Source organism: Alicyclobacillus sendaiensis NBRC 100866 (assembly GCF_001552675.1).
Classification (GTDB): Bacteria; Bacillota; Bacilli; order Alicyclobacillales; family Alicyclobacillaceae; genus Alicyclobacillus; species Alicyclobacillus sendaiensis.
In genome coordinates, this window is sequence record NZ_BCRQ01000046.1 from 1 (window position 1) to 22,827 (window position 22,827).

Consider the following 22,827-nt stretch of genomic DNA (forward strand, 5'->3'; position numbering starts at 1 on the left):
CTGGGCGGCGCACCGAGATGCAGGTCCACGCGCCACGTGCTACAATACGCGCAGAATTGAGAGGTGAGGCGCGTGTTGGCCATCGTCTTTTCCTACATCAATGAGGTCTGCATTTTGCTCAGCGTCGCGTGTTTTATCGTGGGATGGGTTCACATCAGGCATCACCGCGTCCGCGTGCACCGGCGCTGGATGCTCCGAGGCGTGGTGTTTGCGGCGCTCTTTTTCATCATTTACGCGCTCAAGACGGTGCTCTTAGGCGATAACGAGTTTGGCGGGCCCAAATCCGTGCGCCCGTTCTACTACGGATTTCTCCAGGTGCACTCCGTGCTCGCGACGGTGGCAGCCATCCTCGGCATCATCACACTCGTGTACGCCTCGCGCGCCAGGTTTTCGCGGCACCGCAAAATCGCGCCCTGGACGCTCGTGACGTGGTTCGTGACCGCGGCAACGGGGCTCGTCGTGTTCATCCTGCTCTACATCGTCTACACCCCCGGTCAAGCGGCCGGCCTGCTCTACTCCTACCTGGGGCGCTGACACCTCGCCTTCGCTCCGCTCGCGCGCCCAGCCATCCTCCTGGAGCATCGCTCCAGGAGGATATTTTGGTCTTTGTCTCTCCTTCAACGGCTCCGTCTCTTTGAACGCGCCCCATTCTGCGCTATGGTGAAAGGGAAACCGAGTTCGCAAAGAAGGTGAACGTTGTGGACACGCGTGTCGCCATTGTGACGGGCGGCGGCCAGGGCATCGGCCGCGCCATCGCGAAGGCCTTCTGGGAGGACGGCTGGCAGGTCGTGATCGCAGAGGTGGACGAGGAGGCGGGCCGAGAAGCGGAATCGGAGTTGGCCGGCGGCGAAGGCAGGCGACAGGCCCGGTTCGTGCAAACCGACGTGGCCGAGGAGGCGTCGGTCCAGTCGCTCGTGCGCGAGGTCGAGCGCGCGTTTTCGCGGATCGATCTCGTCGTGAACAACGCTGGCCTCGGCTTTCCCGGCGTGCCCGTGGAGGAACTGCCTGTGGCGGCGTGGGATCGCATTCTCGCCGTCAACCTGCGTGGGCCGTTTCTCATGGCCAAGCACGCCGCGCCGCTTTTGCGCCAGGCGCGCGGGAGCATCATCAACATCGCCTCGACGCGGGCACTCATGTCGGAGCCCAACACGGAGCCGTACTCCGCCTCGAAAGGCGGTGTGCTCGCGCTCACCCACGCCCTCGCCGTCAGCCTCGGCCCAGAGGTGCGCGTCAACGCCATCTCGCCGGGGTGGATCGAAGTGTCGGAATGGAAGAAGTCCTCGCTTCGCGCCGAGCCGGATTTGCGCCCTATCGATCACGCCCAGCATCCGGTGGGGCGGGTCGGCCGGCCCGAGGACATCGCCGAAGTGTGCCGGTTTCTCGCGTCGGATGGCGCCGCGTTCATCACCGGGCAAAACTTCGTGGTGGACGGGGGCATGACCATCAAGATGATCTACGCGGAATGACGAAGGGACGAGCCTGATGTTCACCTACTCCATTCAGACGCACATTGCGTTCGGCGACGGCGCCACACACCACCTGCCCGAGCACCTCGTGGCACAAGGGTTCGGCCGGCGGCTGCTCCTCGTGACGGATCCGGGGCTCGTCCAGGCCGGAGTGGCGGAACGCATCGCCGACCTTCTCACTCGCTCCGGCTTTGTGCCGCGGATGTTCGCCGAAGTCCGGCCCAACCCGGACGAGGCCGTTTGCCTCGCCGGTCGCGACGCTTTCCTGGAGCACCGCGCGGACGGTGTGGTAGCTGTGGGCGGCGGCAGCAGCCTGGACGCGGGCAAGGCCATCGCGCTCCTCGCGCGGCAGGGCGGGACTCCGAGCGACTACGCGCTCGGCCGCCGGCCGTACGGCCCGCCCGCGCCCGTCTGCGCTGTGCCCACCACCGCCGGGACGGGATCGGAGGTGACGAGATCGGCCGTCATCACGGAACAGGGCACGCACCGAAAACTCACGCTGAAGCACGAGGTCCTGCGCCCGCCGCTCGCGGTGTGCGACCCCGCCCTCACGGCGAGCCTCCCGCCCAGCGTGACGGCCCACACCGGCGTCGACGCGCTGGTGCACGCCATCGAGGGCGCCACGTGCAAGGGGGCGCATCCCATCGCGCGGGCCTACGCCCGCGAGGCGCTCGGTCTCATCTACCCGGCCTTGCCGCGGGCGGTCCACGCGGGCGATCCGGCCGCGCGGCGCGACATGCTGCTCGGCAGCCTGCTCGCCGGCCTGGCGTTTGGCTCGACCGACGTCGCCTCCGTGCACTGCTTGGCCGAGGCCCTCGGCAGCCTGTACGACACGCCGCACGGCTTGGCGAACGCGGTGATGCTCCTGCCCACGCTTCGCTACAACCGACCGTACGCGGCCGAAGCGTACGCCTGGGTCGCGCGGGCCATGGGGCTGGCGCGCGAGGAGGACGGCGACGAGGGAGCGGCGGAGGCCCTTCTCGAAGGGCTTCGGACGTGGCTTGACGATCTCGGCATTCCAAAACTGCGCGACCTGCCGGGCGCGAAGCCGTCGGACTTCGACCAGCTGGCGACACTCGCGTACGAGAACACCTCGACGCCGAGCAATCCGCGCCCGATGGACGTCCGCGACTACCGCGCGGTGCTCGAACTGGCCTACGCAGACTGACGCCAAGCGCGTGCAAGGGAGGGTTTTCCATGCGCACAGCCGTACTTGGACGAAGCGGCATCGCCATCAGCGAAGTGGGCCTCGGCTGCATGACGCTGCCCGCCGATCGACGCGAGGCTGTTCGCATCATCCGTGAGGCGGTCGATCTGGGGATCACCTTGTTCGACACCGCGGATCTGTATGGGCAGGGTTGGAACGAGGAGGTGGTGGGCGAGGCGCTCGCGCCCGTGCGCCAGCGCGTCGTGATCGCCACGAAGGTGGGCAACCGGTTTGAGCCCGGAAAACCCGGGTGGACGTGGGATCCGTCGCCCGCCTACATCGAGCGCGCGATTGAGGCGAGTCTCCGCCGCCTGCGCACGGACTACATCGATCTGTACCAGTTGCACGGCGGCACCATGGACGATCCGTTCGATGACATCGTCGCGCTGATGGAGCGGTTCGTCGAGAAGGGCCTCATCCGCGCCTATGGCATCTCGTCCATCCGGCCGAACGTCATTCGCCGCTACCTGAACGGGTCGAACATCGCGACCATCATGATGCAGTACAGCCTTCTCGACCGGCGGCCCGAGGAGTGGTTTCCGGAGATTGAGGCGACGGGCGTGCGCGTCATCGCGCGCGGGCCTGTGGCGAGCGGATGGCTCACAGGCCAAAAGGCGCCGAAACCGGATGACCAGTACCTCGGCTACGGCGCGGCCGATCTCGCCCGCGCTCCCGACGTGTTGCGGGAGGTTGCGCCGGATCGGACGCCCGCCCAGGCGGCCATCCAGTTTTCCGTGGCGCCAGGCGCCGTGTGCTGCGCCATCCCCGGCGCGTCGCGGATGGAACAACTGCACGAAAACGCGCGGGCCGGTGCGCTTCCGCCGCTCTCGGACGAGCAGCTGGCTCGGCTCCGGGAAGCGTACCCTGCCAAGGTCTACACCGAACATCGCCCCGTCTGACGCCTGGCTCGATCCGTCCAAGGCGTCAGGTGGGCGCGTTCACCTGGACGGCGCCGCTGTCGGTGACCTCGATGTTCGCCGCCAACGTCGGCGCCGCCAGCGTCTTGACGAGTGTGGAGCCCCCCGTCGTGGCGTCATACCGGTAGACCGCTGTCACGAGGCCCTGGCTGTTGATGTCACCGTAATAGAGCGTGTTCCCCACCACCGCGACGAGCGCCGCGTCGCGCTTGATGAGGCGGATCGTGCCCTGACCGTCGAGGGACAAGACGTTGAAGCTCCCGTCCGCGTAGTCCTCGAAGTACAGCTTGCTCCCCGTCTGCGTGATAGCGATGTTTTTGATATACCGCCCGCCCACCGGCACGAGCGAAACGTTGCTCATGGTGCCGATGTGATAGAGCGCGCTCGACGTGCCGCTGTTGATCAGGATGTAGATGTCGTTCGTATACGTGCTGAAGGTGATTTTGGTGAACGAGGCGTCCGCCGGCAGACCTTCGAAGCGCGTGACGATGGTCTGCACCCCGCTCGGCACGTCGACCGTCTTCAGCTCGAGATCGCCCGGCTGGACCTGCTCGCCGACGAACAGCCGCTCATCCGCGATCCACTCGACGTACTGCACGGTGTAGGGGTTCTTCGCGGCGCAAACTTCCTGTCGGTTCGCCAGGTCCATGACGTGCAGCACGTTTTTCGAGTCCAGGTATGCCACGTACTGATGGTCCGACGACACGGTGACGAAGCGATACTGACTTTTGAGCGCGGCAATCTCCTTCTGTTCCGCCTGCTCCTGCGCCGGCGACACCGTGATGTTGTCGACGACATTGGTGCTCGATCCGAGCAGCCGATTGTAGTGGTAAAAGAGGGGCAGCTGCAGCACCGTGATCACAGCCGCGATGCCCACCAGCTTCGGCCACACGCGGTTAGCCACGCTTTCCACCGCCTTCCGGCATCACCACGATGGACGTGGCCACCGCGCGGGCGCCCAGGATGTCGACCGGCCGGTTCCACATCCGGCCTTTGTAGACGAACGTGGAGGACGATCCGCCGTCCAAATTTGCGGCGATATCCGCGTGGAACTGCAGCATGATGCGCGCGATGTCCGCAAAGCTGGCGCCGACGTCGTTCGGCCCCGTGGCGTATCGCCCGTCCGTCACGAGCAGGATGACGGTTCCATCCTTCGTCTGCCCGATAGCGGTGCGAGGATTCACCGCATAGTTCTCCGCCGATACCGTTGGCTTGCCGTTTTCCACGAGCACAGGCCCAAATCCGACGCACTGCCACACGTCCAGCGAGCGCAGCTGGTCGAGCGAGTACGTGCCCGCGATCATCTGGCCCTCCTTCGTGAAGGCAATCACGGGCTGTGGCTGCGTGGGCGATCCCGTCATGGACACGAGCCTCCCGTCCGTGATGGTGATCCCCTGCGGATACGCGCCGGTGCCCTGCCAGTTGGTGTCGACAAAGCCGCCGGCGTTGATCCCGGCGATGGCCCCCGCGTCTTGGACCATCTGCATGACGGTCTCACCGCGCACGTGCAAGTACTTGGTCGCCACCACGCGGATGCGCTTCGGGTCCTTGACCAGGAGGATAAACGCGTTGAACGTCGGCTCGCGCATCGTGATCATCTGCACGGTCGGATCGTTGATATGGCTGAAGTCGCGCCGCTGGATATCCTGGATAGGGATGGTCGGCCCGTTCAGGTTGTCGGGCAGCGCGTACTTCTTAATGGTCGCCTCCGACACCAAGAAGAGCGACATGGGCCTCAGCAAATACGCGTGGCGCGTCTGATCCACGCTCTCGATGATGTACTTTTTCAAATTCGTAAACGGGCCCTCAAAGATCCACAGCACTGTGGACACGTAACCAAACACCAAAGTGAACGCCACGTACAGGAGTGCGCGCAGTCCCCGGCGAGGCTTGCGCGGACTCGGACTCTTCGGCTGCTTCTCCCGACGTGTGCGCGTTGGTCGACGCTCGTCCATTCTGCGATTTCACCCATTTCGGCCTCGGAAGGCCTGTGATTGGGCAGCGGCCTCGGCCGCGCCCACCGCGCAATCAACAACATTCTAAACCGAAAGCGCATCCGCACCAACTGATAGACGAACGAGAGACGTTCGGCGTTCGCGGTGACGTGACAGCGGCCCGCGAAGCGCGTACACTCGCATCGTATGCGAAGGAGGGAATCACCTTGTCTCAAGCTCGTCATCGCGAGCGGTACATCGAAGCCATCCTTCCGCCCGATCCCGCCCGCCGCACCATCGAGCGCGCGCTCGAGCAGCGCGGATGGCCGGACATGTGCGTATCGCAGGCGCTCGGCCGATTCCTCACGCAGCTCGCCATGGGCGCGAGCGCCGCGGTCGAGATCGGCACCTACGTGGGTTACAGCGCCATCTGCATTGCGCGCGGCCTCCGGCCCGGCGCGCGGCTCATCACGCTCGAATCGCGCCCAGAGCACGCGCATCTCGCCAAGCGACACATTGAGGAGGCGGGGCTTGGCGATCGCGTCGAGATCGCCCTGAGCGACGCGTCGGAGACGCTGGAACGCCTGCAGGAGGAAGGCCGCCGGTTCGATCTCGCCTTTGTCGACGCCGACAAGCCCAGCTACCCGCGCTACCTCGAGCTCGTGCTCCGTCTCGTGCTCCCCGGCGGGATCATCGTCTTTGACAACGCGTTTGGGCGAGATCGCGCATGGGATCCGTCGGCCCAAAGCCCCACGCCGGTCGCGCTCAGGGAGCTCCACCGCCGATTGTTCGAGGAACCGCGTCTCGTGAGCACGCTCCTGCCCATGTGGGATGGCGTGGCCATCGCGCGCGTCCTGACGTGACGCGCCCTACCTTCCGCCTCGCCGCGCGCTCGGCCAAGATTCCTGCCAGGGCTGAACGCGCACCACGCGCGCCCGCATCGCCCTGCGGAACCGCCTTCGCCGCCTCCAGGCAAGCGCCAGGCCCGTGATGGAGGCCACCACGGCGGCCAGCGCGGCGACGAGAAGCCACGAACTGGGCTTTGGAACTGGCTCGAACGGCGCCGCCAGCACGAGCGGCACAGAACCGAGCTCTCTCCCGGTGGCGGCATCGACGAGATCGAGCGCTCCCACCTGGGTCCCCCTTGCGGCCGGGCGGAGCGGTGTGCCGATACGCACGCGGTCCGCGACGACGTTGATCGGTTGGCCGATGGGCACCGTTGCGACGACCGGCTCGGACGTGACGACGGGGTCCTTCCCGTCGCGCGCCAAGACGAACCCCACCCGATCTCCGGCGGGCAGGATGCGCTGCGTCTCGTAATGGGCAAACGCGTAATTCAACAGGTTGGTGGCATCCCGGCGGATCTCGGCGTCGGTCGGGCAGTCCATCAAGACCGCGAGAAACGTGGTCCCGCGGCGCGTGGCGGCGACGACGAGCGTCTCATGCGCCACACTCGTGAATCCCGTCTTGACGCCGATGGCGCCGGGATACGTAAACAGCATGCGATTGAGGTTCGTGAGCGTGGCTTGCCACGTCGTGCCTTTCCATGTGTACGATCTCGTATCGACGATGGCGCGAAACTCGGGGATCTGCATCGCTGCGCGGGCGATGAGGGCCATGTCGTACGCGGTGGTGACGTGGCGCGGGTCCGGAAGCCCGCTGGGGTTGACGAAATGGGTGTGCGTGGCCCCGAGGGCTCTGGCTTCTGCGTTCATCATGTCCGCAAAATGGGCGACGCTGCCGCCGTATCGCTCTGCGATCTCGACCGCGGCATCGTTGGCGGAGTCTATCAGCAGGCCATACAGCAGATCTTTCAGCGTCGCTTTTTCGCCGACGCGCATGTACAGCTTGTCCGGCGGCTGAGCGACCGCGTCGGCGGACGCCGTCAAAACATCCGTCGGATGCCCAAGTCGCAGAGCGAGGAGCGCCGTCATGATCTTGGTGATGCTGGCGGGATAATGAGGAGCGATGGGGTTTTTGGCGTAGACCACGGCGCCCGTGCCCATGTCGATGACGACGGCCGCCTGCGACACGATGGAAGGCCATGAGGCCACGTCTTCTCCTGTGACGTAGGGAATCGGACCGGACTCCACGTTCAACACGTCTTCTCGCGGAATGAGCGACTCGGTCGCAACTGGCGGCATCGGAGAAGTTTCCGCCCACACCGCAGGATGACACGCGGCCAACGAGGTGGCTGCAGCCAACGCAGCGCACCCAAGGCGGATGAGACGAAATGTCATGCGACCGAGCCACCTCCACAGCTGTCTCTCTTCGGCAAGCTCCGCGCGTCATGCGCGCTCTAATCCCCTAGTTTAGTGGTTGGACCACGCGTTTGGCTAGTGTCGCATTTGACCAACATGACGTCAAAAAGAGCCTGCCGGCGCCAAACGGCGACCAGCAGGCTCCGCAAAACACCCTGTTCAGTGCGCTGTTCGCTCCCGCCCCACGTCCACCGAAGCGCGGCTTGGCGCCGGGATCAACGGGGGTACGGACTGAAACGCCACGTACAGCAGCGACACAAACAGGCCCGACACAATAGACACGTGCAGCATGAACGCTTGGATGCTCACGTGCGAAACGATGAGATACACGCCTGAGCATGCCTGCAGCACAACAAACACCAGGGCAAACACCGCACCCCGGAACAAGTCCGGGCGTTCGCCCCTCAACCGACGGGTCCACGCCACAAGGACAATCATCCAAAGCACCAAAAAGAGCGCAAACGATCGATGGACCCAATCGAGCAGCAGCGCGTGGTGAAAATCGTAAATGCCCGACTCAGCCGGGAACGGGAGACCGCGAAACGCGTCCCCGGCGCCGCTCGACGAGATGTACGCACCGATGTACATGTCGAGATAGAGAATCGGAACGCCAAGCCAGGCGAACCAGCGGAAACTGACGCTCGGCGCCGCATCGCGCAGCGGAAGCTTAACGCCCGATTCAAGGTACTCGCCGTACACGCGCTCGGCCCGGCGCACGTAGATTGCCAACAGCACGGTGCAGGCGAACGCCAGAAGCGAGACGCCAAAGTGCGTCGCGATGACCGAGGCCGGTTCACTGTACACCACCGCGAGCCCGCCGAGGACCGCCTCGAGGAGGACGAAAAAGATGCTCAGGCCCACGAACAGCTGAATCTCGCGCCATCCCCGATACCGGAGCAACGCCCCCACCGCGGACACGAGCAACAGGGCGGTGAGGATGGGCACGCCCACGCGGTGCATGAACTCGATAAACATGCTGAGCGACTTTTCGAGGGTCTGAAGGCTCGGCAGCACCTGACCATTGCACAGGAACCACTCGTGCCCGCACCCGAACGCCGAGCCCGTGTAGGCGTCGAGGAAACCGATGCCGTTCACGATAAAGTTCTGCACCGCCGACAGGATGGCGACGATGAACACCAACGTGCCGAAACCGCGGCTCCTGATCACCTTTTCACCTCCTCGCGGCCCCTTCGAGCGTCACGCCACGATGGACTTGAAGGTCATAATCCAGATGGATCCGCCGACGACACAGAACACGATAAACAATCCAAAGTAGATGGCCGGGACCTGCCAAGCGCGATCGTCGCTCTCCGTAAAGTGCATAAACAGATACAGCTGGACCAGGAGCTGCCCGACACCCAGAATGACGATGATGGTGATGACGAGCGCCGGGGGCTGATGCGTCGCAAGCGCCAGCCAGAACGCGATGGCGGTCAGCAGCAGGGACAAAAACAGGCCGAGGATATGCTTCCAAGGGAAGCCCTCTTCGCGGTGGAACTTGTGCTCCTTGGCTTCCACGTCAGATCACCTTCCCGGTGAGGTATACGACCGTAAAGATGAAAATCCAGACGGCATCGAGGAAGTGCCAGTAAATGCTCCACAGAAAGACCTTGCGAGCGGTGACCGGCGTGATACCCCGGCGCAGCAGCTGGAAGATGAGCAGCATCACCCAGAGCACACCGACGGTCACGTGACTTCCGTGCGTACCCACCAGGATGTAGAACGCGGACAAGAATCCGCTACGTTGAAGGGTGGCGCCAAGCCCGACGTCGTGAATGAACTCGCTCACCTCGAAGCCGAGGAACACAAGTCCGAGCGCCAGGGTCACGAGAATCCAGCCAATGACGGCGTTGCGATGTCCCCGACGCATCTCGTACGTCGCAAGGCCGCACGTGAACGACGAGAACAACAGCGCGATGGTCTCAATCGTGAAACCCGTGACGTCAAACAACTGCTGGGACGTCGGCCCACCCGCGACCCTGCCGTGCATCACGATGTACGTCGCAAACAGGCTCGAGAACAGGATCATGTCCTGGCCAAGGAAGAGCCAGAAGCCGATGATCCGCAAGCTATTTTCTTCCTCGTGATACTCGAGCGGAACGTTGGGGTCCACGGGGTGGTGATCCCCGTGAACCGCCGTGCTCGCATTCGACATGCGTTACAACCTCCCCGCCGCGGCCTCGGTCTTTTCGATCTCCTCGACCGGGATGTAGTGCGAGTCGTCATACTCGAACGAGCGCTGTGCCATGCAGATGAGCACGCCCACGAACCCGATGATGGCCAAGATCCACCACTGGAACACGAACCCCGCTCCCATGAGGAAGAAGAAGACGCTCATGATGAACGGACGGCCGGAATTGTTCGGCATGTGAATCGGCCGGAACGGCACGTCCTTCGGCCCATTGATGGGTTCTCCGCTTTGCTTCATCAGCCACCAAGCGTCGCGGCCCTTGACCGTCGGAATGATGGCGAAGTTATAGTGCGGCGCAGGCGAAGTGGTCGCCCACTCGAGCGTGCGGCCGTCCCACGGGTCGCCCGTGGTGTCGCGCTCGCCATACCGCGCGCTCCACAGGACGTTGTAGACGAAAATGATGAACCCCACGCCCATCAGGAAGGCGCCGATGGTCGAGATCAGGTTGACCACGCCCCAGCCGTAGCCAGCCGGATACGTGTACATCCGCCGCGTCATCCCCATGAAGCCGAGGAAGAACTGCGGGAAGAAGCAGATGTTGAACCCAATCATGAACGTCCAGAAGTGCCAACGCCCCAACTTCTCGTTGAGCAAGACGCCAAACATCTTCGGCCACCAGTAGTACAGGCCGGAGAACACCCCGAACACCGTACCGCCGATGAGCGTGTAGTGGAAGTGCGCAATCAGGAAGTACGAGTTGTGATACTGGTAGTCTGCGGGCGGAACCGCCAGCATGACGCCCGTCAAACCGCCGATGAGGAAGTTCGGAATCACGCCCAAGCTCCACAGCATCGCGCTCTTAAACTCGAGCCGCCCTTTGTGCATGGTGAAAATCCAGTTGAACACCTTGACGCCCGTCGGGATGGCGATGGCCATCGTCGACACGCCGAAGAACGAGTTGACGCCCGGACCTGCGCCCATGGTGAAGAAGTGGTGCACCCAGGTCACAAAGCTCAGGATGGCAATGGCCACCATGGAGACCACCATGGCGGAATACCCGAAAATCCGCTTATGCGAGAAGGTGCTGATGACCTCGGACATGAGCCCAAAGATGGGCAGAATGACGATGTACACCTCTGGGTGACCCCAGAACCAGAACAGGTTCACGTACTGCATCGGCGCGCCGCCGCCGTCGACGGTGAAAAAGTGGGATCCGAAGTCGCGATCGATGAGCAACAGCCCAAGCGCCACAGTCAGCACCGGGAACGCGAACAGGATGATCACCGAGGTCACGAAGACGGACCACGTGAACATCGGCATGCGCATGAACGTCATGCCCGGCGCGCGCATCCGCAAAATCGTCACCAGGAAGTTGATACCGGTCGCGATGGTGCCAATACCGCTGATGGACAGCGCCACCAGGTAATAGTTCTCTCCAGGACCCGGATCGAACTGGTTTTCGACGTAAGGCGGATAGCTGGTCCAGCCGCCGTCCGGCGAACCGCCGACGACGAAGGACAGGTTGAACAGCATCGCCGCGAAGAAGAACAGCCAGAACGAAATGGCGTTCAGGTACGGGAACGCGACGTCACGGCATCCAATCTGGAGCGGTACCGCGACATTGAAGAAACCAATGATCGCTGGCATCGCCATGAACAGGATCATGATGGTGCCGTGCGTGGTGAAGATCTGATCATAGTGGTCCGCACTCAAGAAGTGCATATTCGGCCACGCGAGCTGCGCGCGCATCAGGAGCCCGTCGGTGCCCCCGCGGAACAGCATCAGGATGGCCGCAATCATGTACATGATGCCGATCTTCTTGTGATCGACCGTCGTCAGCCACTCGTCCCAGAGCCACTTCCACAAGCGGAACTTGGTGAGGACCCCCACGATGCCGAGCGACGCACAAATGATCAAGAAGTCGGACAGCCAAATGAGCGGACCTTCGTCGAGCATGAAGAAATGTACGGCCCAGTTGACCACTCCGTGCATGCTCGCTTCCCCTTTCATCCCTGAATTCGCGTCTGCGAACGAGCTTATTGTGGCGTCGTCGACGAGAAGGTCAGCTTGCCGATGAGACCCGGTTGGTTGATCTGGGCCTCAGCTTGCTTCGTCAGTTTCGGCGCGGTCTGCTGCGCGCTCTTGACCCAGTTCTCAAAATCCGTCGGCGAGAGCGCGTTGACCGTGAACGTCATGTGGGCAAACCCGCGCCCGTTGTACTGCCCACCGCGCCCGAGATAGCTACCTGGGTGGTCGGCTTCAAGCCACAGCCTCAAATCCATGTGCGGCATCGTGAATTCCATGCCGCCGAGCGCAGGCACCCAGAACGTGTTCATCGGCCCACTCGAGGTGAGCTGGAAATTGACGGGCACGCCCGCCGGGATGTTCACGTAATTGACCGTCTCGATGTTCTGAGCCGGGTACTTGAACACCCACTTCCACTGCTCGGAGATGACGTCGATGGTGATGGACTTGCCCACCACCTTGGCCGTCGCCGCCTCCACCTTCGGCGGGTACACCAGCCTGTACGTCACCGCGACCGTCGGAATGGCGAGGGCGATCACGACCAGAATCGGGATGACGGTCCACAGGGTCTCGAGCTTCGCGTTGCCCTCGATCTCCGGCGGCACGTAATCCGCGTTGTCAGGACGCGCCCGATACTTGATGATCACCCAGAAAAAGAGGATGAACACGGCCAGGACGACCAGCAGCATCAAAACGAACGAATAGATAATGAGGTAATACTCGCTCCGAGCCACCGGCCCCTGCGGGCTCAGAACCGGCCAATACTCCGGGCTGTCGCATCCCGTGAGTGCGAGTACGGTGAACCCAATGAGTGCAATCAGGCCTCCCACTCGACGCCCTTTTGGCTTCATCGTCGCTTTCGTCTCCCTTCTGTCCTGTCTGTTGCGAAACTTCCGCGGCGCCCCCCCATGTGCAGACGACGATCGACAACGAAACCATCCGTCCGAAGAGACTCGCACGCATCGCAGTCTGCGGGCCATCACAGCGCGCTCCATCGCCAAGATGATGATACCACTTGGCCCGACCTATTTCGCGGAACGGCGCGCTTGACAATATGACGATTTTGAAAAACGTTCAATAAGCAAAGCATGCTTGAAGCGATAAGGCCCGGGCCGCTTGGGACCGGCTCCGGACGCGGCGCCACAAACCCCGCCTCCTAGTATTGCTTGTGGGTAGGCAATTTAAACCATGTTACAATGGGGGTATCGCGCTGCTGCGCCGCCCCGGCGGGCGGTCGCATGTGAACCATGGCAAAGGGGAAGCTTCGATGGAGACGGTGACGACCTTCGCGGAACTTGTCGACGTCCTTTCCAGGGACTACCTAGTGCCGGACATCGTGCTCGACACCTCGACGGTGCTTTTCATCCTCGAGTCTCCGCACATCCAAGAACTCCGCCACGGCGCGCCGGTGGCGGGATCGTCCGGGGCCACCATGTCCCGGCACATCTTTGGTCCGGAGTACGGCCACGTTCCGCTCGGCCGGATGGTCAAGAAAAACGCGGAGACAGGCGCGAAACGCCCGCGCCTCTCCGCGATTGGGCTTATCAACGTGTGCAACATCCCGCTTCAGGCCGCCGCGTATCCGCGCGACACCCAGCTCCGGTACGCCGACTGGTTCGACGCGATGAACGCCGTGCGGACGCAGAACCAGAAGTGGTCCTTCGCCGATCCGCGGCAACAGGACATTCAATCCTACCTGGCCAACGACTTGCGCCGAAAGCTCGAGGCCTATCGCGGCCGCGCCATCACGCTCGTCCCTTGTGGACGGTTTGCGCAAAAGTTCTTCGCGCTCGCCGACGTGGCGGATGAAAGTTGGGACGTGATCGACGGCGTGCCGCACCCGTCCTACAACAGCTGGGATCGCGCCCAGTACGCCAAGGCCGTGGAGCGCGTCGTGGAAGCCGTGGGCCTGGCCGGCGCCGAGCTCGCCGTCCAGCTCGAATCAGACGGGCCGCGCGGTGCGTAGCACGCGCTTCATCATCTCTGCGGCCGGATAGCCGATCTCGTCGTACCGCCTGCACGCGGCCTCCACGTCGTACGGCACGCGGCGATGTTCGACGCGGAACCCGTCCCCATCGATGTGCAGGATCACGTACGACGCCCGGGGCACGCCGTCGAACGGCATGCCGACGCTGCCGAGGTTGACGACGGTCCTCCCGCGGATGTCGCGAAGATACGGCACGTGAATGTGCCCATAGAGGTACAGCCGCGCGTCGCGGCCCGCGATGATGCGCGACTCGACGTCCTCATCCGGCGCGTCGGCCGCCACGACCGGAAACGGGTCGAGCGGCGTCGCGTGAAAGGCGAGCCAGCGGCCAAACGGCGACTCCTCCTGGAGCAGAAGTGGCAAGTTCGCGAGATACTCGAGTTCCTCCCGCGCGAAGAACCCCCGCGCGAACGCGGCCTCCTCGTCCATCCCGGCGCGCCGCTCCTCCGGCACCTCGCCGGGCCGCACCCCGCGCACCACCCATTCGTCCGCGTTGCCGCGGATGACCTTGTCCGCCACCTCGGCGACCTTCTCCACGCACGCCTTCGGCGCATAGCCCCGAAACGCCAGGTCCCCCAGCACATAGACGGCGTCGCATCCCACCTGCCGCAAATCGGCGATGACAGCATCGAGCGCCAGCTCGTTTCCGTGCACGTCCGAGAACAGCGCGAGTCGCATCGACACTCCCCTTCCCCTCGTGCTCACGTCCATTGTACGCGTTCCCATCTCGGCGATCACGGCCGCGCCTCACAACCAGCCCATCTCGTCCGCCTTGCGAATGGCCTCCTGCCGCGTCGAGCACCCCAACTTCATCAACGCGCCCGATAGGTAATTGCGGACCGTGCCCTCGGAGAGAAACAGCTCCTTGGCCATCTGCCGCGTGGTGAACCCGCGCTTCGCGAGGCGCAGGACGTCCATCTCGCGCGCGGAAAGCGGGTTGTCTGCCTCCATGGCCGCCATCATCAGGGCGGGATCGAACACCCTTTGGCCGGCCATGATGGAACGCAGGTGAGCGGCGAGTTGCTCGACCTTTCCGTCCTTGAGAAGGTAGCCGTGCACGCCTGCCTCGAGCGCCCGCCTGAGGTAACCCGGGCGCACGAACGTGGTGAGCAGAACCACGCGCACGCCCCGCACGCCCCGCACGTCCCGCAGGATGTGGGTCGCCGCATCCAGCCCGCTCATTTTCGGCATCTCGATGTCCAACAGCGCGAGGTCTGGCCGCAGGGCGGCGGCCTTGCGCACGGCCTCTTCGCCGTCCCCCGCGGTGCCCACCACGTCGAAGTCGCCCTCAAGCCCGAGGAGCGTCGCAAGGGCGTCCGAGACCAGCCCCTGGTCCTCTGCCAACAGCACGCGTATCACGAGAGCCCCTCCTGTCGCTTAACTGGAACGGGAGCCTTGCACACCACGACCCACCCCGGCTCGAACGCGGGCCATCCCGGATCTCGCCGACGCCAGTGCTCCCGCCCGAAACACTCGCACGCCCCGCCAATCTGCGCCATCCGGGCGCGCATGCCGGAGATCCCACTTCCACCCCGGTCCGAGGCGGTCGCCGGTTTCACGGCCCCCGCGCCGTCGTCCGCGATGGCGAGCACCGCGAGACGCCCGTCCAGCCAGAGCCGCACCGCGCACCGCCGGGCGCCGCTGTGCCGGACAACGTTCGTCACGGCCTCGCGCAGGCACATGGCGTACGCGTGTTCCACGTCCCTCGGCAGAGCGCCCATCTCGCACGCCATGTGCGCCTCGATGCCCGCGGCGGCGAGCACCTCCTCCGCGGCCCGCCACGCGTCCTGCCAGTCCGTCGCGCGCATGTCGGCGACGTATGCGCGCACCGATTGAAGCGTCTCGCGGCTGATGCGCTCAATTTGTTCGATCTCGTCGCGCGCTCGCCGCACGTCCTCCGTGCGCTCCAGAATCCGCCCAGCGACTTGCGCCTTCAACGTGATGAGAGACAATTGATGGCCCAAGAGGTCGTGCAGGTCGCGGCCGATGCGCGCCCGCTCCTCCGCCTGGCTGAGCCGGGCGATCTCGCTCTGCGCCGCCTGAAGTCGGGCGTTGGTCTCGTCAAGCGCCATCCACGCGCGCATCATGTAGACCAGAACGCTGCCGCCAAACAGCGACCCAACCAAGAGGTACGGAAACCCTGCCGGCAGCGGGACATGATGTGCGCGTTCGACGGCCACGAGCGCACCCACACTTGCGCACAGCACCGCGAAAAGCGCGATGGTGCGCCGTAGGGAACCATAAAGAACCGTCGCCACCGGGTAAAAGAGGAGGTAGACATAACTTAGGCTGAATGACGCCATGAGCATCAGGAGAATGGCCAATTGCCCGAAGAAGGCCACTATCCGCCAAGGGCTGTTGCGCCCCGTGAGAAACGCCACGCTGTAGAGCGCTCCAAACGCGACAAGACTCCCCATTCCTTCCGCCATGGCCCGCGTCGGGAGCCCGAACAGAAAGGACGCGGGATACACCAGTTGGAGCAGGAAGAACATCATCGTCCCGATGGCACCTCGGCGCAGCTTCCGCCCCATGTCACCAGCCTCCTGATGGAAGGGCCTGCGCGTCCATCACGCGACCGACCGAACTTCTCGCGGCCGCGTCGATACCCACGCCGACACAAGCACCAAACCTACCAAGTAGGCCGCCATGACGGCAAAGTCGCTCCACGGCACGGCACGCTGTCCGATGACAGCCCAGGCGATATCCGCGAGCCGGTACGTCGGCATCCACTGCGCAAGATGTTGAAAAAAGGGCGGAAGGATCTGAACCGGAATCCACAGCCCGCCCGCGATGGAAACAAGGAAATACACGATGCTGGCGAGAATCTGCGCCGCCTCTCGCCCGCCGAGGTGCCCAATCAAAATGCCGAGCGCCGTGAACACGAGCGCCCCAAATACCGTCGTCACCCCGCACGCAAACCACGCGCCGGCCGACATCTGCACGTGTTCCACCAGGGCGCCGACCAAGAACATCACGGCGATGCCCATGGCGCTCAGCACCACGTTCGCAGCGAGCTTCGTCGTCACCGCCTGAGCAGCCGAGCGAGGCGTCGTGAGCATCCAGCTCGTCCACCCCTGCGTCCGCTCGATGGCCACGCGCACCGCGGTGCCGTTCAGCCCCGTGCCCACGACGCCAAACACGGACATCGAGATGAGGAAATACTTCGACCAATCGATCCCGGCCATCTGCGCGTTCTGACCGTACAGATTCACGTAGAGAAGATAGAATCCTACAGGAAACAGAATCGTGAAGATAAAAAACCGGCGATTGCGCACGTTCCGCAGGACCTCAATCCGCCATTCCAGAAGCCAGGCCTTCATCGGACTGCCCCCCTGTCTTCCACGCGATCCTCCAACTCCGTCAACGCGACGAATGCGTCTTCCAGCGCACCCTGCGAGACCTCGAACGAGGAGGCGTCGAGATCGCGCAGAATGATGGCGCGAAGCACGTCGTCCGGGTGGTCCGTCTCGATTCGCACGTGGCGGCCGCTGAAGCGCACGCGCTTGACGTGAGGAAGCTGTTCGATCTCGTCCTTCGTGCAGCGCGGTCCCGCGATCAAGCTCACGTACCGATTCCCTGCCTGACGCTTGATCTCGGCGAGGCTCCCGTCCGCGATCACCCGGCCGCCCTTGAGCAAGACGACGCGATCGGCGATGGACTCGGCTTCCTCCAGGTGATGCGTGGTGAGAAGCAGCGTGCGCCGACCGTCGCGCACGAAGCTGCGCAGGCTGTCCCAGAAGGCGCGCCGCGACTCGACGTCCATGCCGGTCGTCGGCTCGTCCAGCAAAAGCAACGACGGATCGCCCGCAATAGCGAGGGCGAACTGCAGCCGCCGCTGCTCGCCGCCGGACAGCTTCACGGCCTCCCGTTCGGCGAGCCCCTCGATGCCGGCCATCTGGAGCAGATGCTCCGCGGGCAGCGGATGTGGGTAGAAACTGCGAAACCACGCCACAAGCTCCTTCACCTTCACGCTCTGCGGCAGGGTCACGTGCTGCAACATGACGCCGAGCCGCTCGCGCGCGGCGCGATCGCGCGGGCGATGGCCGAGGATCCGCACGAAACCCTGGGTCGGCTCCGAAAGGCCGAGGATCATGGAGATGAGTGTGGTCTTTCCGGCGCCGTTCGGCCCGAGCAGGGCGACGATGGTGCCGGGCTCCACCTCGAATGAGACGTCGTCCACCGCGTGAACCGCGCCAAACCGCTTCGTCACGTGCTCCACCGAAATGGCGGCTGACATCAAGCGAAATCGCCTCCAGGTTTCATCCTGATGTTGATCCTACCCGGTACGGGCTTCGGCGGCCAGTGATTTCCGTCACCGAGGGGGCATGACAAGTGTCACATCGCGTGGGAATCGTTCTGCCTTCGCGCGACATGCGCAGGGCGGGCGAATGCGCTATGATGGGAATATCCATCGACCCGGACCCAGAAGGCGAGGGACGTGACATGCGGGTTCGCAGCAAACCGGCGTGGTTTCGGCCTCACTTCGACGACGAGGAGGACGACGACCTCCTGCTCGAGATGGCGGAAGAACTCCCCGGATTTCAGGCCGTGGAGAATGCGGAAGACGACAAGCCCTGCGGCGGCGAGCCCGCGTGAGCCAGCATTCGCGCGTCACAGCCCCCATGGAGCCTCACGGCAGCGCCTCCGCATGCCCCACCTGGTCCTCGCGAAAGAGTTGCTCAAGTTCAGGGATGGCACCTTCGTCCGCGAGGACGAGCAGATGATCTCCCGCTCGAATGCGCGTGCTCCCGCGCGGCACGATGGCCTTGCCGCCGCGCACCACGGCGTAGCACAGCGTGTCCCGGGGAAAGGCGAGATCGCGCAGCCGTTTCCCCGCCCGCGGGGATCCCGGCCGCACCTCGATGGGAACCATGACGGCGGCTTCGCGCGCGACGGCGAGCAGTTCGCACACGGATTCCGTGGGCGTCGTCTCGATGAGCGCGAAGGTTTCGGCGATCCGCTCGACCGTCGTGCCCTGGATGAGCGCGGAGGCGATCACGACGAAAAACACGACCTCCACCAGCGCGATGTACCCCTGGACGTGCGCCTCCACGGCAAACAGGATGAGGACGATGGGCGCGGCGCCGCGGAGCCCAGCCCACGCGATGAACCACCGCTCCTCGGCGCTCATCCTGGTGAGGAGCGTCGACAGCCACACGGCGGCTGGGCGAGCCACAAAGATGGCGCCGCAGGCGAGCAGCACCCCTGGCACCGCCACGTCGGCAAAATCGCGCGGCACCAAGAAAAACCCGAGCACGACGAACATCACAATTTGCACAATCCAGGCAAGCCCTTCGTGGAAGCGGAGCACCGTCAAACGCTCGCGCATGCGCGCACCGGCCATCCAAACGCCCGTCAGGTAGACCGCGAGAAAGCCGCTCCCCGACATGGACTGCGCGACGCCGAACGAAAGAAGCGCCATGGCCAAGGTCACGGCGGGATACAGGCCCGGCGTGTCGAGCCTCGCCGCGGCAAGAAGCTTGCGCCCGAGATACCCTGCGGCGAGTCCCACGCCTAACCCGACGCCCATCTGCGCGGCGAAGAGCAGGGCCACCTCGAGCGGGCGGAACGCGCGGGGATCGCCTCGGGCGAGATCGATGAGCACGGTCATGAGAAAAAACGTCATCGGGTCGTTGGTGCCGGACTCTACCTCGAGCACATCGGCCAACCGCGCCTTGAGGGACGTGTTGCCGAGCGCGCTGAACACGCTTGCGGCATCCGTGGAACTCGCGGCGACACCGAGCATCGCTGACGACAGCCACGGCAGCCGCAGCACTGCGTGCGCCAATACGGTCAGGATGGCGCTTTGGACGAGCACGCCGAGGGTGGCCAAGGACATGGCCGGCCAGAAGGCCCGGCGCACCCGGTTCGGCGTGGTGTGCAGGCCCCCGTCGAAGAGGATCATGGCGAGCGCAAGCGAACTGAGGTTCGTCGCCACGTCCGGGGAGATGGCGGTCATCAGGTCCGGGTCCAGCACAGCGATGGCGCAGCCGAGCGCCACAAACCCGACCATCGCGGGCAGGCCGAGGCGGCTATGGGCGCTCGCGATGAAGACGCCCGAGAGGAGCACGACCGCCACCACGACACTGACAAAGCTCACCCCACTCATGACCGCTCCGCCTGCTGTCTCGCGCGAATTCGCTCATTCAGACGGCGCAACAGGGCGAGGAACGTCCTTCGCTCTTCTTCTGTCCAATCTCCCACAAGCTCTCGGTACAGCTCGACGCGAGAGGCGCGCGTGGCCTCGAGCGCCTCCATCCCTGCCTCCGTGATGCACAGGCGAAGCTGGCGCTTGTCGCTTTCGTCTCGCTCCTTGGCAATCCACCCCGCCTCCACGAGCGGAAGGATCTGCCTGCTGATGGTCGAAATGTCGAGCAAAAACCTCGCGGCAAGCTGCCCTGCGGTGAGTTCCCCCTCTTCCCGCAGCGCGAGAAGAATCAGATACGCCGAACGGTCGATCTCGCGGTGCTTGCGCCACGACTGGCGCGCGCCCTCGAGCCGCCGCGCGAAGATGGCCATCTCGCGCTCCAACGCTTCGAGCGAGTCCATATTGGCCTGGTCCATGTCGGCCTCCTTCGGATGCATTTCCGGCATGATAGTTGTATAATACAATAGTTGTGTACAGTTCATTTCTCGTGTCCCTGAACAATTTGGAACCCGCACTTGACACCTGGGACTCGACGAAGGGAGGAACTTTTTGTGTCGGCGCAACCCGATGTTGCACAGGAATTAGATCACGCCGAATCGAACATCCTGCGCCAACCCGCGCCCGTGTGGGCCGTCGCGTTTGCCTGCGTCGTCGCCTTCATGGGGCTTGGGCTGGTTGATCCAATTTTACCCGCGATCTCGGCGCAACTCCATGCCACCAAGGCCCAGACGGAGCTCCTCTTTACGAGCTATATGCTTGTCACCGGATGTATGATGGTGTTCACCGGCTTCATTTCGACCCGCATCGGCCCCAAGTACACGCTTCTCTGCGGCCTCGCGCTGATCATCGTCTTTTCGTTCCTCGCCGGCCGATCGCATAGCGTCGCACAAATTGTCAGCTTTCGCGGCGGCTGGGGCTTGGGCAACGCCATGTTCATCGCCACCGCGCTGTCCGTCATCGTCTCGGCCGCGCGAGGCACCGCGGCGAGCGCCATCATTTTGTACGAGGCGGCGCTTGGGCTCGGCATCTCCGTGGGTCCCCTCCTCGGCGGGACGCTCGGCCAGCACAGCTGGCGGTATCCGTTCTACGGCGTGGCAACGCTCATGGCCATCGGATTTGTGGCCGTGCTGCTCTTCCTCCGCGGCGTGCCAAAGCCCGCCCACCGCGCGTCCATCACGGCGCCGTTTCGGGCACTCGGGCATCTGAGCCTGCTGACACTCGGCCTGACAAGCCTGTTTTACAACTTCGGCTTCTTCACGCTGCTCGGCTACGGCCCGTATCCGCTGCACATGTCCGCCATCGGCATTGGCTACACCTACTTTGGATGGGGCATTCTGCTCGCCGTCACCTCGGTGTTTGTCGCGCCGTGGCTGGCCGAGAAGTTCGGCATTCTGCCGGTGATGTACACCATTCTCGCGCTGTTTGCGCTGGATCTGCTCGTGATGGGTCTCAGCGTGCACTCGCAGCTGACCCTCGTCATCTGCATCATCCTCGCCGGCGCATTGCTCGGCGTCAACAATACCATCATCACGACGGCGGTCATGCAGGCGGCTCCCGTCGAGCGGCCGACGGCATCCGCCGCGTACAGCTTCGTCCGCTTCGTGGGCGGCGCAGTGGCTCCCTGGCTCGCCGGGAAGCTCAGCGACGCGGTCGGGCCCGGCATGCCGTTTTTCATCGGATGCCTAGGCGTCGTCGTGGCGATCATGGTACTGTGGATGGGACGAAACCATCTGCGCCACATCCAGTACGTGGCCCACTGACGCGGCAGAGGATGAACGGCCATGGAACTCATCTTTCTCGGCACGGGCGCCGGGGCCCCTTCCCGGCGCCGCAACGTGACCGCCATCGCGCTTCGCCTGACCCGCGGCGACAGCACCGTCTGGCTCTTTGACTGCGGCGAAGCGACTCAGCACCGCATGTTCGACGCGCCTTTCGGCCCCAACCGGGTCGATCGCGTCTTCATCACGCACCTCCACGGGGATCACATCTTCGGCCTGCCGGGCCTCCTCAGCACCCGATCCTTCCCGGACAACGTGGGACCGCTGCGCCTGTACGGCCCACCCGGCATCCGTGCGTTCGTCCGGGCCACCCTCGACGGGAGTCACACCCACCTGAGCTACGAGATCGAATTTCACGAGTGGACGTCCCCCGAGCCTGTGCCGGTCCGCGAAGGGCTGTACACGGTGCGCGCCGCGCTGCTCGATCACGCCATCCCCTCCTACGGCTACCGCATCGAAGAGGCGCCGTTCCCCGGGCGGCTCCACGCGGATCGCCTCCTCGCGGAGGGGCTTGAGCCCGGCCCCCTTTGGGCGCAGCTCAAGGCGGGCCGGGACGTCGCCCTCCCCGACGGGCGGCGGCTCTGTGCGGCCGATTTCGTCGACCCGGCCGAACCCGGCCGCGTCATCGCCATCCTCGGCGATACGCGGCCGTGCAGGGCCGCGGTTGAATTGGCGCGCGGCGCCGACTGCCTCGTACACGAAGCCACGTTCCTGGATCGGCACGCGCACCTGGCGTCGGCGTTCTTCCACAGCACCGCGCGCCAAGCGGCCGAGATCGCGCGGGAAGCCGAGGCGAAGTGCCTCATCCTCACGCATCTGAGCGCCCGCTACGAGCGCGCGGAGGAGGACGAGATCCTCGCGGAGGCCCGGTCCGTTTTCCCCAACACGCTGCTTGCGCACGACGGCATGACCCACGAGGTCACCCGGAGAAAGAGGGATGGATGACACCGGCCGAGTGATCCCGCTCGGCCGC

The 22,827-nt window shown here is 64.3% G+C and carries 24 protein-coding genes; 9 read left to right on the forward strand and 15 right to left on the reverse strand.

Annotated features, from left to right (window positions below):
- Positions 1-72 precede the first annotated feature (72 nt).
- The 4 genes from AS26_RS09730 to AS26_RS09745 all read left to right on the forward strand — a co-directional run bounded on the left by AS26_RS09730 (position 73) and on the right by AS26_RS09745 (position 3,572).
- Positions 73-534: a DUF420 domain-containing protein gene (locus AS26_RS09730; RefSeq protein WP_062308964.1), complete on the forward strand. Its 462-nt coding sequence runs from the start codon at positions 73-75 to the stop codon at positions 532-534.
- A gap of 164 nt (positions 535-698) precedes the next feature.
- Complete coding sequence (locus AS26_RS09735; protein ID WP_062308967.1) at positions 699-1,466, forward strand: glucose 1-dehydrogenase; 768 nt, start codon at positions 699-701, stop codon at positions 1,464-1,466.
- A gap of 16 nt (positions 1,467-1,482) precedes the next feature.
- Positions 1,483-2,634, forward strand: coding sequence for an iron-containing alcohol dehydrogenase family protein (locus AS26_RS09740; RefSeq protein WP_062308969.1), 1,152 nt, complete (start codon positions 1,483-1,485; stop codon positions 2,632-2,634).
- 29 nt (positions 2,635-2,663) lie between these two features.
- A complete protein-coding gene (locus AS26_RS09745; RefSeq protein WP_062308971.1) occupies positions 2,664-3,572 on the forward strand; it encodes an aldo/keto reductase in 909 nt (302 codons plus the stop codon).
- A 25-nt stretch (positions 3,573-3,597) separates the two neighbouring features.
- Here AS26_RS09745 and AS26_RS09750 read toward each other — a convergent pair whose 3' ends face one another.
- Positions 3,598-4,494: a TolB-like translocation protein gene (locus AS26_RS09750; protein WP_062308974.1), complete on the reverse strand. Its 897-nt coding sequence runs from the start codon at positions 4,492-4,494 to the stop codon at positions 3,598-3,600.
- Complete coding sequence (locus AS26_RS09755; protein ID WP_062308976.1) at positions 4,487-5,545, reverse strand: phosphodiester glycosidase family protein; 1,059 nt, start codon at positions 5,543-5,545, stop codon at positions 4,487-4,489. Before AS26_RS09755 ends, AS26_RS09750 begins: the two co-directional genes overlap by 8 nt.
- A 206-nt stretch (positions 5,546-5,751) precedes the next feature.
- Between AS26_RS09755 and AS26_RS09760 the strand changes: the two genes are divergently transcribed.
- Positions 5,752-6,387: an O-methyltransferase gene (locus AS26_RS09760; RefSeq protein WP_062308978.1), complete on the forward strand. Its 636-nt coding sequence runs from the start codon at positions 5,752-5,754 to the stop codon at positions 6,385-6,387.
- 6 nt (positions 6,388-6,393) lie between these two features.
- On the opposite strand, the gene AS26_RS09765 is transcribed toward AS26_RS09760, so the two are convergent.
- The 6 genes from AS26_RS09765 to AS26_RS09790 form a co-directional block, all read right to left on the reverse strand.
- Entirely contained in the window at positions 6,394-7,764 is a 1,371-nt protein-coding gene (locus AS26_RS09765) for a D-alanyl-D-alanine carboxypeptidase family protein (RefSeq protein WP_062308981.1), read from the reverse strand.
- A gap of 180 nt (positions 7,765-7,944) precedes the next feature.
- Positions 7,945-8,952, reverse strand: coding sequence for a COX15/CtaA family protein (locus AS26_RS09770; protein WP_062308982.1), 1,008 nt, complete (start codon positions 8,950-8,952; stop codon positions 7,945-7,947).
- Positions 8,953-8,982: 30 nt separating this feature from the next.
- Positions 8,983-9,303 (reverse strand): cytochrome aa3 quinol oxidase subunit IV, encoded by a 321-nt coding sequence (gene qoxD, locus AS26_RS09775; RefSeq protein ID WP_062308983.1) that lies wholly within the window; start codon positions 9,301-9,303, stop codon positions 8,983-8,985.
- Position 9,304: 1 nt separating this feature from the next.
- Positions 9,305-9,940 carry a cytochrome (ubi)quinol oxidase subunit III gene (locus tag AS26_RS09780; RefSeq protein WP_062308984.1) on the reverse strand — a complete coding sequence of 212 codons (636 nt, stop codon included), beginning with the start codon at positions 9,938-9,940 and terminating at the stop codon, positions 9,305-9,307.
- 3 nt (positions 9,941-9,943) lie between these two features.
- Entirely contained in the window at positions 9,944-11,908 is a 1,965-nt protein-coding gene (qoxB, locus tag AS26_RS09785) for a cytochrome aa3 quinol oxidase subunit I (protein ID WP_062308987.1), read from the reverse strand.
- Positions 11,909-11,952: 44 nt separating this feature from the next.
- Positions 11,953-12,792, reverse strand: coding sequence for a cytochrome c oxidase subunit II (locus tag AS26_RS09790; protein WP_083516060.1), 840 nt, complete (start codon positions 12,790-12,792; stop codon positions 11,953-11,955).
- Between the two features lie 416 nt (positions 12,793-13,208).
- Here AS26_RS09790 and AS26_RS09795 point away from each other — a divergent pair, with 416 nt between their 5' ends.
- Positions 13,209-13,907, forward strand: coding sequence for a uracil-DNA glycosylase family protein (locus tag AS26_RS09795; RefSeq protein WP_062308991.1), 699 nt, complete (start codon positions 13,209-13,211; stop codon positions 13,905-13,907).
- On the opposite strand, the gene AS26_RS09800 is transcribed toward AS26_RS09795, so the two are convergent.
- The 5 genes from AS26_RS09800 to AS26_RS09820 form a co-directional block, all read right to left on the reverse strand.
- A complete protein-coding gene (locus AS26_RS09800; protein ID WP_062308994.1) occupies positions 13,884-14,606 on the reverse strand; it encodes a metallophosphoesterase family protein in 723 nt (240 codons plus the stop codon). The two genes, AS26_RS09795 and AS26_RS09800, sit on opposite strands and share 24 nt — an antisense overlap.
- Positions 14,607-14,675: 69 nt before the next feature.
- Positions 14,676-15,287, reverse strand: a complete 612-nt coding sequence (locus tag AS26_RS09805; RefSeq protein ID WP_062308996.1) for a response regulator transcription factor — start codon at positions 15,285-15,287, stop codon at positions 14,676-14,678.
- Entirely contained in the window at positions 15,284-16,459 is a 1,176-nt protein-coding gene (locus AS26_RS09810) for a sensor histidine kinase (RefSeq protein ID WP_062308997.1), read from the reverse strand. Before AS26_RS09810 ends, AS26_RS09805 begins: the two co-directional genes overlap by 4 nt.
- A 36-nt stretch (positions 16,460-16,495) precedes the next feature.
- A complete protein-coding gene (locus AS26_RS09815; protein WP_062308999.1) occupies positions 16,496-17,248 on the reverse strand; it encodes an ABC transporter permease in 753 nt (250 codons plus the stop codon).
- Positions 17,245-18,165 (reverse strand): ABC transporter ATP-binding protein, encoded by a 921-nt coding sequence (locus AS26_RS09820; protein WP_245629710.1) that lies wholly within the window; start codon positions 18,163-18,165, stop codon positions 17,245-17,247. Before AS26_RS09820 ends, AS26_RS09815 begins: the two co-directional genes overlap by 4 nt.
- A gap of 206 nt (positions 18,166-18,371) precedes the next feature.
- Here AS26_RS09820 and AS26_RS14450 point away from each other — a divergent pair, with 206 nt between their 5' ends.
- The gene (locus tag AS26_RS14450; protein ID WP_169793488.1) at positions 18,372-18,524 is read left to right on the forward strand and encodes a hypothetical protein; all 153 of its coding nucleotides are present in this window, start codon (positions 18,372-18,374) and stop codon (positions 18,522-18,524) included.
- Positions 18,525-18,558: 34 nt separating this feature from the next.
- Here the strand turns inward: AS26_RS14450 and AS26_RS09825 are convergent, their stop codons facing one another.
- Both AS26_RS09825 and AS26_RS09830 read right to left on the reverse strand, forming a co-directional pair.
- Positions 18,559-20,037 carry a potassium/proton antiporter gene (locus AS26_RS09825; RefSeq protein WP_062309004.1) on the reverse strand — a complete coding sequence of 493 codons (1,479 nt, stop codon included), beginning with the start codon at positions 20,035-20,037 and terminating at the stop codon, positions 18,559-18,561.
- The gene (locus AS26_RS09830) at positions 20,034-20,492 is read right to left on the reverse strand and encodes a MarR family winged helix-turn-helix transcriptional regulator (RefSeq protein ID WP_062309005.1); all 459 of its coding nucleotides are present in this window, start codon (positions 20,490-20,492) and stop codon (positions 20,034-20,036) included. The genes AS26_RS09825 and AS26_RS09830 overlap by 4 nt, the downstream gene beginning before the upstream one ends.
- 135 nt (positions 20,493-20,627) lie before the next feature.
- Between AS26_RS09830 and AS26_RS09835 the strand changes: the two genes are divergently transcribed.
- On the forward strand, positions 20,628-21,836 hold the full coding sequence (locus AS26_RS09835; protein WP_062309008.1) for an MFS transporter: 1,209 nt from the start codon (positions 20,628-20,630) through the stop codon (positions 21,834-21,836).
- 21 nt (positions 21,837-21,857) lie between these two features.
- Positions 21,858-22,799, forward strand: a complete 942-nt coding sequence (rnz, locus tag AS26_RS09840; protein WP_062309009.1) for a ribonuclease Z — start codon at positions 21,858-21,860, stop codon at positions 22,797-22,799.
- Positions 22,800-22,827: the final 28 nt, after the last annotated feature.

Bases quoted from the DNA above. Each gene is read 5' to 3' on its own strand.
- AS26_RS09740 (WP_062308969.1), top strand. From the start codon at position 1,483: ATGTTCACCTACTCCATTCAGACGCACATTGCGTTCGGCGACGGCGCC.
- AS26_RS09745 (WP_062308971.1), top strand. From the start codon at position 2,664: ATGCGCACAGCCGTACTTGGACGAAGCGGCATCGCCATCAGCGAAGTG.
- AS26_RS09755 (WP_062308976.1), bottom strand. From the start codon at position 5,545: ATGGACGAGCGTCGACCAACGCGCACACGTCGGGAGAAGCAGCCGAAG.
- AS26_RS09765 (WP_062308981.1), bottom strand. From the start codon at position 7,764: ATGACATTTCGTCTCATCCGCCTTGGGTGCGCTGCGTTGGCTGCAGCC.
- AS26_RS09780 (WP_062308984.1), bottom strand. From the start codon at position 9,940: ATGTCGAATGCGAGCACGGCGGTTCACGGGGATCACCACCCCGTGGAC.
- qoxB (WP_062308987.1), bottom strand. From the start codon at position 11,908: ATGCACGGAGTGGTCAACTGGGCCGTACATTTCTTCATGCTCGACGAA.
- AS26_RS09790 (WP_083516060.1), bottom strand. From the start codon at position 12,792: ATGAAGCCAAAAGGGCGTCGAGTGGGAGGCCTGATTGCACTCATTGGG.
- AS26_RS09795 (WP_062308991.1), top strand. From the start codon at position 13,209: ATGGAGACGGTGACGACCTTCGCGGAACTTGTCGACGTCCTTTCCAGG.
- AS26_RS09800 (WP_062308994.1), bottom strand. From the start codon at position 14,606: ATGCGACTCGCGCTGTTCTCGGACGTGCACGGAAACGAGCTGGCGCTC.
- AS26_RS09810 (WP_062308997.1), bottom strand. From the start codon at position 16,459: ATGGGGCGGAAGCTGCGCCGAGGTGCCATCGGGACGATGATGTTCTTC.
- AS26_RS09815 (WP_062308999.1), bottom strand. From the start codon at position 17,248: ATGAAGGCCTGGCTTCTGGAATGGCGGATTGAGGTCCTGCGGAACGTG.
- AS26_RS09820 (WP_245629710.1), bottom strand. From the start codon at position 18,165: ATGTCAGCCGCCATTTCGGTGGAGCACGTGACGAAGCGGTTTGGCGCG.
- AS26_RS14450 (WP_169793488.1), top strand. From the start codon at position 18,372: ATGCGGGTTCGCAGCAAACCGGCGTGGTTTCGGCCTCACTTCGACGAC.
- AS26_RS09825 (WP_062309004.1), bottom strand. From the start codon at position 20,037: ATGAGTGGGGTGAGCTTTGTCAGTGTCGTGGTGGCGGTCGTGCTCCTC.
- AS26_RS09830 (WP_062309005.1), bottom strand. From the start codon at position 20,492: ATGGACCAGGCCAATATGGACTCGCTCGAAGCGTTGGAGCGCGAGATG.
- rnz (WP_062309009.1), top strand. From the start codon at position 21,858: ATGGAACTCATCTTTCTCGGCACGGGCGCCGGGGCCCCTTCCCGGCGC.